The 15,877-nt window shown below is 55.6% G+C and carries 13 protein-coding genes; 9 read left to right on the top strand and 4 right to left on the bottom strand.

Features of this window, described 5'->3' with window-relative positions:
• Positions 1-39 precede the first annotated feature (39 nt).
• The 3 genes from Q9245_RS07810 to Q9245_RS07800 all read left to right on the top strand — a co-directional run bounded on the left by Q9245_RS07810 (position 40) and on the right by Q9245_RS07800 (position 1,474).
• A complete protein-coding gene (locus Q9245_RS07810) occupies positions 40-759 on the top strand; it encodes a 1-acyl-sn-glycerol-3-phosphate acyltransferase (RefSeq protein ID WP_305896600.1) in 720 nt (239 codons plus the stop codon).
• A 69-nt stretch (positions 760-828) separates the two neighbouring features.
• On the top strand, positions 829-1,071 hold the full coding sequence (locus tag Q9245_RS07805; RefSeq protein WP_133007138.1) for a GlsB/YeaQ/YmgE family stress response membrane protein: 243 nt from the start codon (positions 829-831) through the stop codon (positions 1,069-1,071).
• 1 nt (position 1,072) lies between these two features.
• Entirely contained in the window at positions 1,073-1,474 is a 402-nt protein-coding gene (locus Q9245_RS07800; protein WP_305896599.1) for an MAPEG family protein, read from the top strand.
• Positions 1,475-1,545: 71 nt separating this feature from the next.
• Here the strand turns inward: Q9245_RS07800 and Q9245_RS07795 are convergent, their stop codons facing one another.
• The gene (locus Q9245_RS07795; protein WP_305896598.1) at positions 1,546-1,986 is read right to left on the bottom strand and encodes an OmpA family protein; all 441 of its coding nucleotides are present in this window, start codon (positions 1,984-1,986) and stop codon (positions 1,546-1,548) included.
• 231 nt (positions 1,987-2,217) lie between these two features.
• Between Q9245_RS07795 and Q9245_RS07790 the strand changes: the two genes are divergently transcribed.
• Positions 2,218-3,669, top strand: a complete 1,452-nt coding sequence (locus Q9245_RS07790) for a rhomboid family intramembrane serine protease (RefSeq protein WP_305896597.1) — start codon at positions 2,218-2,220, stop codon at positions 3,667-3,669.
• 24 nt (positions 3,670-3,693) lie between these two features.
• On the opposite strand, the gene Q9245_RS07785 is transcribed toward Q9245_RS07790, so the two are convergent.
• The gene (locus Q9245_RS07785) at positions 3,694-5,148 is read right to left on the bottom strand and encodes a hypothetical protein (protein WP_305896596.1); all 1,455 of its coding nucleotides are present in this window, start codon (positions 5,146-5,148) and stop codon (positions 3,694-3,696) included.
• 285 nt (positions 5,149-5,433) lie between these two features.
• Between Q9245_RS07785 and acnA the strand changes: the two genes are divergently transcribed.
• Positions 5,434-8,202, top strand: a complete 2,769-nt coding sequence (gene acnA / locus Q9245_RS07780; protein WP_305896595.1) for an aconitate hydratase AcnA — start codon at positions 5,434-5,436, stop codon at positions 8,200-8,202.
• A 34-nt stretch (positions 8,203-8,236) separates the two neighbouring features.
• Here acnA and Q9245_RS07775 read toward each other — a convergent pair whose 3' ends face one another.
• On the bottom strand, positions 8,237-10,300 hold the full coding sequence (locus Q9245_RS07775) for a GAF domain-containing protein (protein ID WP_305896594.1): 2,064 nt from the start codon (positions 10,298-10,300) through the stop codon (positions 8,237-8,239).
• Positions 10,297-12,072 carry an ATP-binding protein gene (locus Q9245_RS07770; protein WP_305896593.1) on the bottom strand — a complete coding sequence of 592 codons (1,776 nt, stop codon included), beginning with the start codon at positions 12,070-12,072 and terminating at the stop codon, positions 10,297-10,299. The genes Q9245_RS07775 and Q9245_RS07770 overlap by 4 nt, the downstream gene beginning before the upstream one ends.
• Before the next feature lie 97 nt (positions 12,073-12,169).
• Between Q9245_RS07770 and Q9245_RS07765 the strand changes: the two genes are divergently transcribed.
• The 4 genes from Q9245_RS07765 to Q9245_RS07750 all read left to right on the top strand — a co-directional run bounded on the left by Q9245_RS07765 (position 12,170) and on the right by Q9245_RS07750 (position 15,836).
• The gene (locus tag Q9245_RS07765) at positions 12,170-13,885 is read left to right on the top strand and encodes a diguanylate cyclase (protein ID WP_305896592.1); all 1,716 of its coding nucleotides are present in this window, start codon (positions 12,170-12,172) and stop codon (positions 13,883-13,885) included.
• 11 nt (positions 13,886-13,896) lie between these two features.
• Complete coding sequence (locus tag Q9245_RS07760; RefSeq protein ID WP_305896591.1) at positions 13,897-15,042, top strand: response regulator; 1,146 nt, start codon at positions 13,897-13,899, stop codon at positions 15,040-15,042.
• On the top strand, positions 15,032-15,427 hold the full coding sequence (locus tag Q9245_RS07755; protein ID WP_305896590.1) for a response regulator: 396 nt from the start codon (positions 15,032-15,034) through the stop codon (positions 15,425-15,427). Before Q9245_RS07760 ends, Q9245_RS07755 begins: the two co-directional genes overlap by 11 nt.
• 97 nt (positions 15,428-15,524) lie before the next feature.
• Positions 15,525-15,836, top strand: coding sequence for a DUF2288 domain-containing protein (locus Q9245_RS07750; RefSeq protein ID WP_199005732.1), 312 nt, complete (start codon positions 15,525-15,527; stop codon positions 15,834-15,836).
• Positions 15,837-15,877 lie beyond the last annotated feature (41 nt).

Genomic DNA, 15,877 nt, shown 5'->3' with positions numbered 1-15,877 from the left:
CACTTGTACGCCAAAATTTTTGAGATCCGGAAACACAGTATGGGTGTCGTACGAAAAATACTGGCATGGTTGTCGGTTGCCGTTATCTGTTTATTTTCATTGGTGCTGTATCTGGCACGTCCTTTTAACCCGGACAACAACCGTTTGTTAGCCGGGTTCATTGCTCGTTTTTGTCGGCGGCTGCTGGGCATGGAGCGTCCTTTGTATGGCGCCGAGAACATGCCGCAAGACCGGCCTACCGTGATTGTGGCAAATCATCAGGAAAACGACGATTTGATGGTGGTGGGTGATCTGCTGCCGCCGCGGACCGTTGCCGTGGGTAAGTCTGCATTGTTGTGGATTCCGTTTTTCGGCCAGGTATTCTGGTTAGGAGACAACATCATTCTTAACCGAAGCCAGTCCCACAAAGCCGTGGCCATCATGAAAGCCACCAGTGATGCCATTAACAAAGACCGTAAAAGCATCTGGGTGTTTGCCGAAGGCACCCGAAGCCGGGGGCAGGGGCTCGGGCGCTTTAAAAAAGGCGCGTTTCACATGGCCATTGCCGCGGGTGCGCCAATCACCATGGTGTGCGTAGCCAACTACCACGGCAAAACCGAAGGTTTGCTGGGCCGCCGCGGCGCAGTGCCGGTCCGCATACTGCCACCCATTGAAACGGCAGGTTTAACCAACGCGGATGTCAACGACCTGATGGAACGTTGTCATAAGCAAATGGCCGAGGCCGTAGACGAGTTGTCGGGCACTTCCGGAACTGCTTGAACCGCCTCAATAAACAGGGCAGTCTTTGGCACATACGGTTGAACGACTAAACGACAGGAGAACCGCTAGATGAGTCTGATCTGGTTTCTGATTATTGGTGGTCTTGCTGGCTGGCTGGCCGGTTTGATCATGAAAGGTAAAGGTTTTGGCGTACTCGCCAACATTGGTATTGGTATAGTGGGTTCGGTTATTGGCGGGGTGGTTTTCGGCCTGCTCGGGCTTGCGGTGAAAAGTATGGTTGGCGAGCTGGTGACAGCGACGGCCGGTGCGGTGCTTTTACTCGCTGTTGTCAACAAGATAAAGCAGGGCTGACATGATCATACCCGTTACGGCTGTCTTTGCTGCGGTCTTAGGCATTTTATTGTTGGTTCTGTCCGTGCTGGCGGTCAGATTCCGCTTGAAGTATCAGATTGGTATGGGGGTAAACGACGACCCCGTATTCCAGGCCACCGTGAGAGCTCACGCGAATCTGGTGGAGTACGCTCCGCTCGGATTGATCATGTTGGCCATTGCCGAATTGAACGGCGTGTCATCAACCTGGATTTACTGGGCCGGAATGGCGTTGGTGGTAGGGCGAATCCTGCATGCCTTCGGCATGATCAAAGGAAAGGGCAGAACCCACATGGCCCGATTGTTCGGAATGGTACTGACCTGGCTGTCGATTCTGATCGCGGCGATTTTACTGCTGTGGAACGTGGGCACGGTCTACGGTTAAAAACCGGGCAAAATGAAAACGGGGCCGCTGTCAGGCCCCGTTTTTGTATCTGTGAAGGTTAATTTCAGGCGTTAAAGCGCCTGAGCGATGTCCATAGACAGATACTCCAACTCAACCCTGCGATTGGCAGCGCGGTCCTCGGGTCGTGCCAGAGGCCGGTCAGCACCCCAGGTCGCCATGATCATGGCCGACGGGGAAACCCCTTCCTGTGTTAGCAATCTCGCCACGGAGTGGGCTCTCAGGCGGGCCAGAAACTGGTTGTAGTCGCCAGAGCCAAAATTGTCGGAGTGACCGTGAATTTTTACCCGCGTGCCTGGGTGGCGCTTCAGATAGGCAGCGTGCTGTTTGAGAATCTCGGTATCTGCCTCATCCAGCGTGTGCTTGTTGAAACCGTAATGAAAGCGAGTGCGGTGAGGGCGACTTGCCTCCTGACACTGCTGGGCTGCGTTAAATCCGGAAAGCAGCGCGGCTTGAGCCAGCATTTCAGGGTTGTCTAAAACGAGAGTCGTCATCTGCAGTATCCTTGCAATCAAAGTCAGGTTCTTTTTGTTATTGCTCAGGTACTATTTAGTTATAGAGCAATAACAGCAATTGGCGAATAGTCGATACAAGATCCGCGGGTACGGCTACCCATTGAAGGGTGCTTGTATGACCGCCTGATGACATTACACCGCGAAAATAAGGCACCGCTGTGGTAAAAAAACAGCCTATCAAGGACCGATTGTGATGAATAGTGACCGCCTATGTTGATTATCCCCGCCGAGAACGCCGTTAACTGGAAACGCCCACCGTGGGTAACGCTAAGCCTGATCATGGCCTGCTTGCTGGTGTTCCTTTTTTATCAGGGCGGCGACGACCAGAAGCTGGAGTACGCGCTGGAGCAATACATCGAGAGCGGCTTGCTTGCGCTGGAAGCGCCGGCCTATGAAGACTATCTGCAACGGGAAATCCGCTTCGAAGGTGATCAGAAGAGCGTGTTGGAACTGCAGGACTTCCAACAGCTTCAGGAGCAAAACAATCAGCTCTGGCAAGCGGTTACCTTATTGATGGACCGGGAGTACTACCAATACCTGCAAGACAACACCGACATCATCTGGGCACCCGCCGAACGCCGGTTATGGGTAGAGCAGCGCACGGCGATAGAAGACCAGTGGATCAGTCAGATGAGTGCGTTTCAGCTGGGTTTGGTACCCGCCGAACTGTCGCTTTATACCCTCATCAGCTACCAGTTTCTGCACGGTGGCTGGGGGCACATTATTGGTAATCTGTTGTTCCTGTTCCTGCTGGGGTTCACGGTCGAGAGAGCCTTGGGGCCGGGGCGGTTTCTGGTGGCGTATTTGGTGTGCGGTGCTTTATCGGGCTTGGTGTTTACTGCGTTTTCCGCCGGCAGCCAGATCCCGCTGGTGGGCGCATCGGGCTCCATTTCTGGCTTGATGGGTATGTACGTGGCCATTTACGGCCTGCAGAAGATCCGGTTCTTCTATTTTCTGGGCGTCTACTTCAACTACTTCCGCGCGCCGGCCATTGCCATGTTGCCGGTGTGGCTGGGCAAGGAAATTTACGATTACTGGTTCGCCGGTGCCACCGGTGTCGCTTACATGGCCCACGCGGGCGGACTGATAGCCGGCGCAGGCTTGGTGTGGCTGCTGGGTAAAAGCTGGTTGCAGGTGAAAGAAGAGTTCTATGAGCCAGAGCCCGATGAACAGGATGCCCGGTTTACGGCGGGTTATGCCCAGGCGATGGCGAGTCTGGGGCGGATGGAGTTTGACCAGGCCCGGCGCCAGTTCGAGGCGCTCAGAGAGCATTATCCTGAGCGTTCAATCCTGCTGGAACATCTGTATCAGCTTGCCAAGCTGCGGCCCGACCTGCCGGCTTACCGAGACCGAACCACCGAGTTGATGTCGGATGCTTTGGCCCGCCGTCAGCCGGAACAACTGGTGTCGGTTTGGCAGGAGTACCTCAGCAAGGGCGAAGCCCATCATCCGTTGGCCGGAGAAGACCACAACCGGGTGTTGTTTGCCAGCTTGAAGAACAGCGATCTGAAAGCCGCCGAGAAAGCGTTTGAACGGATGCGCACGCGGGCCGAACCGGAAATGGTGTATGAGGCCTGCCAACTGTTGGTGAGCGAGTATGATAAGTTGCAGATGGAGCCGAAAGCCCGGCACTACCGTCAGCTACTGAAGGGCCTGAACTGAGCGCCAGGCCCCCTGCACGTGTTGCTATTCGGCGATCTCGAAACTCGCTTTCGGGCCTTTCAGTGGCTCCCGGTTATTCACCTGCTCTAACCAGACATCAATGTGCTGATGGGCCGGATGACCGTTACAGCGTTTCTGAACATAGGTAACAAACGCGCCCGCTTTTTCCCACTGCTGGAGCCCGTTCGCCAGTACCTGGGCTGCCAGCAGATAGGCCGGAGCCAATTGTTCACTGTCCGGAAAGCGCTTGTGGAAATCCTGCAGTAGCCGAAGCGCCGGTTTGAAATGTTGCCTGTGGTAAAGGGCGGTGGCGCAGCTCAAGGCAAGTTCTGCATCGTCCACCTGAAAGTTGGGTTCCAGCGTCTGCAGTGATCTGATCAGCTCGTTCAGCGCGTCACCATCGTTACGCCCGGCCAGCCAGGCCATCAATCTCGGATGATACCGGTACAACTCTGACACATCGTTGCGAGCCGTAAGTAGCAGGTAAAGCTGCTCCAGCCGGCGCGGATCGTTCCGGTCTTTCTTGAGCGCGTCCTTGAGGATCGCCTGCGCACGGTCGTAGTTGCCATCTTTGATGTTCATATCCAAATCCGCATCCAGTCGGCTGGAACGGTCCCGGTGCTGGCGGCCGGCCAGATCGTCTTCATCCTGAATATCCGACGCAAAGCCCAGCTCTTCCTGATATTGAAACAGCAGGTAGCCCAGCATGTGGAAAAGAATCAGCGTGAATGTACTGTTTAAAAAGCCTGCTAAAGGCTGCGCCACCCATAAGGGAAAGTGAGTCACCGCAAAATCCTGAGCGGCACCCGAGGCCAGTGTCAGCAGGATCAAGTATCCGTACAGCAAGAAATACGGCGTGCCGATGCGGGAAATAAGCACGGCGAGGTTGAGTGGGTTTACTGCCGCGCCAACCGAGCGTTCCATGGCCAGAACCATAATGCTGGCGGGTAAGCCCAGCACCACAAAGGCGATGGCCAGCATCATCAAAATAGAGCCGCCGAGCATGGCAGCGGCGGCTACCAAGGCCCCCATCAACACAAACACCAGCAGCTGAAGAATCACGATGTTGAAGCCACTGCCTGAAAACGCTTCCGACACCGGAGGGGGCTTCAAGTGCCCTTCGGCTGTTCGATTGATGACCGCGTAGGTGTACTTGAACAACGCCAGCGCCAAAACCACCCAAATGATCAACCCGATGAGATTTGCCGGCGCAACAACCGGCACCAGCGTGCAGATGGCAATCACGATCAATGGGTCACTATGGAACGGGTAGCGGAAGAAGGCGCCAATTCTTTGCCAGAAGGGCACCACTTCGGTGGCGGCCCCCAAATAGCGCATGGCCTTGCTGCATTTCGGGCACAGACCTTGGCGCTGGCGGGTATCGGCATCGGGCATGCAGCGGCTGCAGTAGTGTATCTGGCATTCGCTGCAGTGCCATTTTGCGGGGTCACCCGGGTGGTAATGACAATCGTGTTTCAAGGCTAATGTCCTGGTCCGTCAGAGCTCAGAACAAATAATGACAGATGTACCGAACCATCGCATGCTCCGAAGCAAAAAACGTGAGTGGCTTGGCGAGATTAAGTTATTTGCAATTTGGCGACGTTTGGCGACAAACGCGGGTTTTACCCAATGTATACCGGGCATTTCGGTGGAGAGTTGGAACTCTTTGTCAATAGGCGGATCTTACACGGTTGAAGTCTGAGTTTTCAGTGCGATAGTTAAGGATAAGGAAACAATCGAGAGCGTAATTAGAGGAGGCAACGCATGTCGAATAAATCGTCAAGTTCCAACAGTCTGAGTACTCTCTCCACCCTCGATGCCGGTGGCAAGACGTTTCATTATTACAGTCTGAAAAAGGCCGAAGAATCTCTGGGCGATCTGCAGCGTTTGCCCTTCTCGTTAAAAGTGTTAATGGAAAACCTGCTGCGCAACGAAGACGGTGTTACCGTTGATCGTTCCCACATCGACGCCATGGTGCAGTGGCTGAAAGACCGCAAATCCGACACTGAAATTCAGTTCCGCCCGGCTCGCGTGCTGATGCAGGACTTCACCGGTGTGCCCGGTGTGGTGGATCTGGCCGCCATGCGCGAAGCGGTCAAGAAAGCCGGGGGGGATCCGGCCCTGATCAACCCGTTGTCGCCGGTCGATCTGGTGATTGACCATTCGGTGATGGTGGATGACTTCGGTTCTGCCTCGTCGTTTGGCAAGAACGTCGAGATCGAAATGCGGCGCAACCAGGAGCGCTACGAATTTTTGCGTTGGGGTCAGCAGGCCTTTGATAACTTCCGTGTGGTTCCGCCCGGAACCGGTATCTGCCACCAGGTAAACCTGGAATATCTTGGTAAAACCGTTTGGCAAAAGCAGGACGGTGACAAAACCGTTGCCTACCCCGATACGCTGGTTGGCACCGACTCCCACACCACCATGATCAACGGCCTTGGTATTTTGGGCTGGGGCGTTGGTGGCATCGAAGCGGAAGCCGCTATGTTGGGACAGCCGGTGTCGATGCTGATACCGGAAGTGGTCGGATTCAAAATGACCGGCAAATTGCGCGAAGGCATTACCGCTACTGACCTGGTATTAACCGTGGTGGAAATGCTGCGTGAGAAGGGCGTTGTCGGTAAATTTGTCGAATTCTACGGCGATGGCCTGAAAGACATGCCCGTGGCAGACCGCGCTACGATTGCCAACATGGCACCGGAATACGGCGCTACCTGTGGCTTCTTCCCGGTAGACGAGCAAACTTTGAAGTATTTGAGCCTGACCGGTCGGGACGATGAACAGATTGAGCTGGTTGAAGCCTATGCCAAAGCGCAGGGCTTGTGGCGGGAGCCGGGCCACGAACCGGTCTACACCGCTACGTTAGAGCTCGACATGGGCGATGTTGAAGCCAGCATGGCGGGACCGAAACGGCCTCAGGACCGGGTTGCCCTGAAAAACATGAAAGCGGCGTTCGAGTTGCTGATGGAAACCAACGAAGGCGGTCCTGACGCACCTGAAAAGCGCGATGCCGAGCTCGAATCTGAAGGCGGCCAAACCGCCGTGGGTGTGGATAAGAGTTACCACCACCCCTGCAGTCGGCCGTTGACCTTGAACGGTCAGGAAACCCGGTTGGACCCGGGTGCGGTGGTGATTGCAGCCATTACCTCCTGTACCAACACCTCCAACCCCAGCGTGATGATGGCGGCCGGTTTGGTGGCACGAAAGGCCGTAGAGAAGGGCCTGAAAACCAAGCCTTGGGTGAAAACCTCGCTGGCTCCGGGCTCCAAGGTCGTAACCGAATACCTGAACGCTGGCGGGTTTCAGGATGACCTGAACAAATTGGGTTTCGATCTGGTGGGCTACGGCTGCACAACCTGTATCGGTAACTCCGGTCCGCTGCCGGATGCGGTCGAGAAAGCCATCGAAGATGGTGATATCACCGTGGCATCCGTGTTGTCAGGCAACCGGAACTTCGAAGGCCGGATTCATCCGCTGGTGAAAACCAACTGGCTGGCTTCGCCCCCCTTGGTGGTGGCTTATGCGCTGGCCGGTAACGTGCGGGTGAACCTGCACGAAGATCCGCTGGGTAAAGATCAGGATGGCAATCCGGTGTATCTGAAGGATCTGTGGCCCTCTCAGGAGGAAGTGGCGCAAGCGGTGGAGAAGGTGAAAACCGGCATGTTCCGCAGCGAATACGCCGCCGTGTTCGATGGTGATGCCACCTGGCAGGCGATCGATGTGCCGGAAACCAAGGTCTACAACTGGTCTGAGGAGTCGACGTATATTCAGCATCCTCCATTCTTTGAAGGCATGGGGCCCGAGCCCGAGCCGGTGCAAGACATCAAGGATGCACACATTCTGGCGATGTTGGGTGATTCAGTCACCACAGATCACATTTCGCCCGCGGGTTCGTTCAGCCCGGACAGTCCTGCCGGAAAATACCTGCAGGAGCGCGGTGTCGAGCCGAAGAACTTCAACTCCTACGGATCCCGTCGGGGTAACCACGAAGTGATGATGCGTGGCACCTTCGCCAACGTGCGCATCCGCAACGAGATGCTGGACGGCGTTGAAGGCGGCTTCACGAAATTCATACCGACCGGTGAGCAAATGCCGATCTATGACGCCGCCATGAAGTATCAGGAGAAAGGCACTCCGTTGGTGGTTATTGCCGGTAAGGAATACGGCACCGGTTCCAGCCGGGACTGGGCGGCCAAGGGTACGCGGTTGCTGGGTGTCCGGGCCGTGGTGGCGGAGTCCTATGAGCGGATCCACCGCTCCAACCTGATTGGTATGGGCGTGATGCCGCTGCAGTTCCCGGAAGGCGAAAACCGTCAATCCTTGAAGCTGACCGGTGAAGAAACCATCAGCATTGAAGGCTTGTCTGGCGACATCAAGCCGGGCCAAACCCTCACCATGACGGTGACCTATGCGGATGGCTCCACCAAGACCTGTGACCTGGTGTCACGGATCGATACTGCCAATGAAGCGGTGTACTTCATGCACGGCGGTATTCTGCACTACGTCGTGCGTGAAATGCTGAAATCGGCATGACCCTGAACCGAAGCAGGTAACCCGCCTGCTTCGGTTACTCGTTATCGGCCGGGCCTTGTATGGGTATTGAAAGCCAAAACATCGCTCCGGCCCCTTCCTCAGACTCGTAGCCGACATCGCCGCCCATCGCATTCATAAGCTGCTTGGTGATCGCAAGGCCGAGGCCTGTGCCTTCTTTTGCCCGGGCAGATGAACCGTCCGCTTGCGCAAACTTCTCGAAAATACGCTCCCGAAAGCTTTCGGGAACGCCTGTGCCTTTGTCTGAAACCTCGACCATTGCCTGATCGCCCGTTTGGCGTATTTCGATGGTCACGTCCTCGTGAGGGGGCGAAAACTTCACCGCATTGGACAGCAAATTGGCGATCGCCTGCTGAAAGCGTTGCGGGTCTATGTTCGCTTCAAGGCCCGTGGATGATTCTTTCAGGCGCAGTTGAACGTGTTTTTGGTTCGCGTAAGACTGTATGTGTTCGACTGCGGTTGAGACGACATCCGCGATGGGGTGCTGCTCCATAACGATCAGCATGTTCCCGCTGGCGAGCTTCTCGATATCCAGAAGGTCGTCGATCAGCGCGCGGAGTTGATCCGCGTTACGGCGCGTGATGTTTAGCATTTTTCGGGTCTTTTCAGTAATGTCGCCGGTGACCCCGCCAAGAATCAACCCTAGTGAACCCGCAATCGAGGTGAGTGGTGTTCGCAGCTCGTGACTGACGGTCGAAACGAACTGGTTTTTCATCTCTTCGTTCTTCTGTCGCTCATCAATATCGACAATGTAGCCGTGCCACAAGATGCTGCCTTCGGGCAGCTTCTCCGGGTTGGCTTTACCCTCGATCCAGCGCCAGTGGCCTGCTGGGGTCATAATGCGATATCGTGTTTCCCATGGTTCGAGAGTCTCGGCTGAACTTTGGATAGACTCGAATACCCTTTGCATATCCTCGCGGTGAATGCGTTTAAATGCGGGCGTGGCGTCGTCAACAACGTCGTTGGCGGTCAGGCCGAAGATCCTCCGGATGCCCTCGCTGGTGTAGGGAAAGCTGCTATGGCCATCAGGCCATAGGCGGTATTGATAGAGCATGCCGGGGGCATTGGAGACCAGCTTGTCGAGCGTCGCCGCCTGGTCTTGCTGCTGAATAAGGTCGGCCACCCAGCGCGCGAGCAGGCTGACGAAGGTTTTCTCGGTTTCGGAAAAACCCGGTAACCGCGGCTCGGTTGAGGAAAAATTCAGGGTGCCAACGGCTTCACCGTTCACCCAGATGGGAGCCGCCAGATAGCTCTCCAAACCGAACAACTGGTAACAGGGCAAGTCGCGATAGGGCGAAGTGGCCATATGGTCGATGGCCAATACGTCGGGCTGATTCATTAAAATGGCGCAATAGGTCTGGGCCAGCGGTAGTGTCAGGCCGTTTTCCAGCGAGGGCGTTTGCCGCTCGTGATGCCAGAGTATGGTGTAAGCCTCACCTTCGATCTGACTGACGATGGCGGTATCGATATTCAGGTACTGACAGGCGATGGCCAGCGCGCGCTCAATCCGGTTGTCCGTGTTGCCACTCGTATTCAGGGCAATGTCGTTGAGGATGTTGAGCGCCCGTGTACGGTCCGCGTAGTAGCTGTTGAGTTCCTGATAGCGGAATTCCCGTTCCACGACATCCGCAAAGTCCCGCAAGGCCTGCTGCTGCTTTTCTGAAAAAGTCCTTGGTGTGCTGTCAATCAGGCACAAGGTGCCCAAACGGTAGCCTTCCAGATCGGCCAACGGCGCGCCTGCGTAGAAGCGAATATTGGGGCCGCCCGTGACCAGAGGATTGTCGGCAAAGCGTTCATCTGTGAGTGTATCTTCCACCACGAAAACGTTGGGGCCGAGAATGGCATGTCCGCAAAACGAGATGTCCCTCCCGGTTTCAGACGCATCAAGACCGTAACAGGATTTGAACCACTGACGGTCGGAATCGACCAGCGATACCAGGCAAATCGGCACGTCGAACAGCTGTGCGGCAAGGCGGGTAACGCGATCAAAGCGCTCCTCCGGCGGGGTGTCCAGTAGCAGCGTCGATTGGAGTGCAGCGAGGCGGCTGGCTTCGTTTGACGGGTAGTCAGGCGCTTTCATGATGGCTTCCTCGCAGACGGAGTGTTTTCAGGTAGCTCAAGCCAGAAGTGGGCACCGTGATCGTAAAAGTAACCTACGCGACCGCCCATGAGCTCGGCCAGTTCCTGGCAGATAGCCAGCCCCAGACCCGTGCCGGATTTGGCCCGGGATGATCCGACTTCGGCCTGTGCAAATCTTTGAAATAAATTCGGTACGAAGTGTTCGGGCACGCCGTCGCCTTGGTCGGTAACAGTAATACGGACATAGCCCGTCGGAGTGGCTTTTGCTTTCACCCTGATTAACCCGTCCCGGGGTGAGTACTTGATGGCGTTACTGATGAAGTTGTTGAGGATTTGCCGTAGCCGTTTAGGGTCGGCAAAGGCAGTCAAGCTGTCCGTGTGTTCATGCGAGAGCCTGACGCCGTATTGGTTTGCCATGGTTTGGTTGCCCTCGCAGGCTTTTTGTATTGCCTCTGCGACCGGAGTCAGGGTGGCGTGAATGCTCAGTTTGCCCGATACCGCCTTGTCAAAGTCCAGTAAATCCGTGATCAGTGCTTGTAAATGTTCGCCATTGCGCAGAGCAACCTTTATCAAGGCGCTGGCTTTGTCGGGAAGTTGACCTGTCGCCCCGGAGTTCATTAATTTCAATGACCCGTTGATAGACGTAAGCGGGGTGCGAAGTTCATGGCTGACATTGGAAACAAACTGGCTTTTGAGCGTGTCCAAGGCTTCCCGTTCGTCCATCATGGCATTGAATGCGTTGGCGAGGTTTCGGGTTTCGGTTGTGCCGGTGATGCTCAATCGGGTGTTTGATGCATTGTCTGTGGTCATCTCGTGGATTTTCTCAGACATGCTGCTGAGGCTGTGGGTTGCGGCTCGGGTCAGGAGATACGCGAAAAACAGTAAGGGCACCATGACCACAATACTGGCCCAGAGGAAGTTCTGAAACCACGCCTTGGCGGGTTGCGTTGCCTGGGCATAGGGGGCCGCGCTGAGAATCAGCCAGCCGAGCCGGTCGAGGTGTTGGGTTGCGTACACCCAACGTTCTCCGGCCCGGTCGGTCACAACCCCGGCATTGACCCCGGACAAGGCTGAATCAACGAGTATGTCCGAACCAGGCGGCGGTAAGTCTGGGGCAGGCAAACCTGGTTTCAATGCATCAACCTGAATGAAGTGACCGGTATCGAGCACTTTCAGCAATGTGCCGGGTTCGGGGTTGAGATCATTCGGAAGGATACCCCGTTGTTTCAGATTGATGGTGCCGCCGGCCAGACCCAACAGATCGCCTTCGTCGCTCCGTATGGGAGCCAGAAATGAGAGCAGGGGCAATCCGGTTCGTCTGCCAATAATCGGACGGCTGACAATCGGCATGTCGGATGCCATGGCGCGTTTGAAGTGAGACCGATCCGCATAGGAAGTGCCCAGTCGGTTCGGTACGTACCGGTTTTCAGAAATGGCTACGCCGTTACTGTTAAAAATGAGCAAATCGCCCTGAAACAATTGTTCCAGGCCCGGTTGTCGCCCAATCGCAAATCGGAGTTGTTCCATCGGCAGCAAGTTTTCACCGTCGGTGAGCGTGCTGGCGAAGGCGCCCAGGCCATTCAGTCGTATAGATAGTTCCTCATTGACACGACTGGCGATCGAGCTGGCCTGAAGTGTTTGCCGCTCTGTCAAAATGTATTCAAAGTCTTTCAGTAGTCGGCCGTATGCAATAAACAAAATCAGACAGACGCTGAAAATAATGCTCAGGCTGGTAATCAGGACAACGCGGGTACCCAAGTTTAGTGTTTTCAAGGAAGACTCTTATCGTTGTGGTCGTAATGATGAAAACATGCTTACATAAGTGAGGATAGTGGAATTCTTCTGCTGAATGAACTGGTGAGGGTATGCTTTGACCACCGCAGCCAATGATCAACTTCAAAAACGCCTGAAACTGTTGCAGGACCGTTTTGTGGAGCGGGCACAGGGAGACGTAGAAACCTTGGGCCATTTTGCCCGCCAGATCGAGCAACAGCAATTAAGCCGGACCGATTTGGTGGAATGCTATCAGTTGCTGCATCGGATGGCAGGGTCTGCGGGTACGTTTGGGTTACCTGAACTTGGTTCAGCGGCCCGTTCGATCGAGAATCAGCTTAAACCCGTGGTTGAAGCGAAAGCTCGGAAAATAAGTGGGCATGAGGGCTCCGTGGCTCTGCCGGCCGATGTGGCGATGCAGATTCACGAATTGACGGCACTGGTTCAAAAGGGTGTCTCTCAATCGAAGGCTAAGCCCGTTGATGCGCAGTCCCAGCAACCGATGGATACCTATAAAGGCTCTCATGGCATGCAGGTTCAGGTAATGGCGCTGGCGCATGACGCGGGCTACCTGTCGGGCTTGATGGCGGATCTTCACGGGTACGGTTTCGCCACCGAGGTGGTGTCGCTACGAGATCCGCAGGCGGCCATTGAAGATCTGAAGCAGCGTTCGGGTGCCACTATTTTTGTGTGTCAGGACTCCGACTTGGGTGATGTCCTCGATTTTCGCACAGCCCACCTTGAAAAGAACGAGCATCGGCGTTTTCCAGTGGTAGGGACCGGCCGCCAAAATACCTTTGAGAGCCTTTATCGAGTTGCAGAACAAGGCGCGACGGCGTATTTCAGCGAACCTCTGGATTTGCCTGCGCTGGCGGAACGCATCGAGTCGCTTGCACTGGAGCGTGGCGCCCGGCCGCAGGGTCGTGTGTTGATTGTTGATGATGATAAGGAACTGGGTGAGCGTTATTGTCTGGTGTTAAACAACGCCGGGATGAAAGCCACGCTGGTGTCTGACCCTGCGAAGATGATGTCGGCCTTGTCGGCCTTTGAGCCGGATATCGTTTTGATGGACGTGCAGTTGCGCGCCCACTCCGGGGTCACTTTGGCTCGAATGATACGTTACGAGCCCCGTTGGTTGGGGCTGCCGATTGTGTATTTGTCGTCAGAAGATAATCCGGAAACCCAACTGGATGCTCTGGCCAAGGGGGCTGATGAGTTCCTGGTAAAGCCGGTCACGGACGAATACCTGGTTCGCTCTGTCCGCATTCGCTGTTATCGCGCCCGCCAGTTGTCCGATTTGATGAACCGCGACAGCCTGACCGGTTTGCTCAAACATTCACTGATCAAACAGGAAGTCGAGCGCGAGCTGGCCCGGTGTCGTCGAACCGGCAATTTATCCTGCGTGGTCATGTTGGATCTGGATCATTTCAAGCGGGTAAATGACACCTGGGGTCACGGGCAGGGGGATGTCGTCATTCGTACCCTGGCGCACCTGTTACGCAATCGCCTCAGAGAGTCCGATACCATCGGGCGATACGGCGGCGAGGAATTTTTGGTGGTGCTTCCCCATTGCGATCCCGAGGAAGCCGCTGAGTTAATCGACGATATCCGGATCCGATTCTCGGAGCTGGTGTTTACGACGGGCGATGACAGTTTTCAGGTGACCATGAGCGCGGGCATTGCCGCGATCAACGATTTTCCATTAGCGAGTGAGGCTATCGAGGCTGCCGATCAGGCGCTTTACGCACGAAAGCAGGCGGGGCGTAATGGTGTGACGCTGTATGAGCGCCAGGACGTAAATCAGGATGATTGAGGAGAACGCCTTTGAAAGCGTTGGTGCTGGAAGACGACGAGCTTGTCGGCGAATTGGTTGAAACCATTGTAGCCGGTTTCAGTGGCTTGAATGTTACCCTGGCCCGATCGTTGACCGAGGCCAAACAACGTCTTGCAGAAGGTCCGTATGGGTTGTTTCTGGTGGATTGGGAGTTGCCAGACGGATCGGGCCTGGAGTTTTTGAAGCTGATTCGAAAAACCGATTCGGTGGTGCCCGTTGTCATCGTGTCGGGGCGCACGGATCGGGAGTCGGTGATCAAAGCGGCCCACTATGGCATCAGTGGGTACGTTACCAAGCCGCTGGATGTGGAGCTTCTGCATCGCCGTTTGGCTGATCTCATTCCCGCTCACCGTGTTGAAAACGCTTCCGTACATGAGTATATGGCCCGGTCTTCGAATACGGTGGTGCAGTTGCCCACCGACCTGGATCCGGCCGACATAATCGAACTGATCGGCCGGGCCGACACACTGTCGGCCTCGGAACTGGCAGAGCGCTGGCGCGAGCAGATCGGATTAACGGCCCGGATTCTGGATGTAGCCAACAGCAACTCGTTCAGGCGGACAGGCAAACCGGTGGAGTCGCTCAGGGCTGCAATCGCCAGCATCGGCGTTTCCATGGCTTTGAGTCAGGCGTTGGCGTTGTCATTGGATGTGAGTGCCAAACTGGTCCGGCCAGAGCTCAAAGCATTCGCTGACCGCTATCAGGACATGTCGTTTCGGGTCGCTCGGGAGGCAAACCAGATCGCAACGCGGTTGGGCAATGTATCCACCATGTTTCGAAGTGCCGGGTTGCTGAGTCGTTTGGGTGAAATGGCGGTGCTTAAAGTCCTGAATCAGTTCGACACCGCCGGCGGATCACTGGAGGACGCCGAGATCGAGCAGTGCCTGGCCCGTTGGTCCGAGGAGTACGGCAACCGTTTGAAGGTGCACTGGAAATTCCCTCTGGGTTTACGGGAATTGATCGGTGCGGTGCATTTTTTATCACACGACAACCACCGGGACGGTCCGATCATTATGCGCGCTGCCGCCTTGATTGCTGAGGATCGCCAAGCGGAGCCAGAGTGCCAGCGCTTGTTGCGCCAGCTCGGTTTGGATAGAAGCGAGTTCGTCAAGGAGGAGCCGAGTGATGCCCTATAAGGAAAACGATTTGAATAAAGTGTTGTATGTGGAAGACGATGCCGACATACGGGCCATCGCGGAACTGGCTTTGCAGGATGTCGGAGGTTTTTCCATCGCCTTGTGCAGCTCTGGTGCCGAGGCCATCAAGGTCGCTCCGGACTTTCAACCGGATCTGATCCTTTTAGATGTCATGATGCCGGAAATGGATGGTCCCCAGACCTTGCAGGAATTGCGCAAGATCGAGGCGACGCAAGACACGCCGGTAATTTTCATGACGGCCCGGATTCAGCGAACAGAAATTGATGAATACCTGTCGTTGGGTGCGCTGGGCGTGATTCCAAAGCCGTTTGATCCGATGACGCTGGCGGATGAGATTCGCCGGATACACCAGGCGCATGCCTGATTCCGGCCCCGTGGTGACGCTGGTCTCAGGTGCGAAGCGCCGCATTTTGATATAGGCTGTCCGCTTTGAAACAAGCGCACGATTTATCGAGGATTGCATGTCATCGCCGGACGAATTGAAAGCCAAACTTAATCTGGAAACCTCTCGCATTCATTGGCATGAATTGCAGACGTATTACGCCCGGGGCCACGTGGTGCGCGTTGAGCCAGAGCTGGATCTTCTTGAGGTGGCGGCCGAGCTGACCGCGGACAACAAAGCACAGTTCGAGCAATGGCTGGCCGCAGGTTCGGTCGGTGATGTTTCGCCGGATCTTGCCCGGGCCTGGTACGAAAAAAACAGCGAGTTATGGGCTGTGGTGGTTGCACCTTGGGTTTTGGTTCAGGACCGCTCCGCGAATAAGCTTCACTGAGTTTTTTCTCCGATGGCAGACGTTCGTCTGCCTGCTCTCTT

Origin of the sequence: Marinobacter sp. MDS2 (assembly GCF_030718085.1) — a bacterium.
Classification (GTDB): Bacteria; Pseudomonadota; Gammaproteobacteria; order Pseudomonadales; family Oleiphilaceae; genus Marinobacter.
This window is presented reverse-complemented; position numbering and strand designations above follow the sequence as displayed.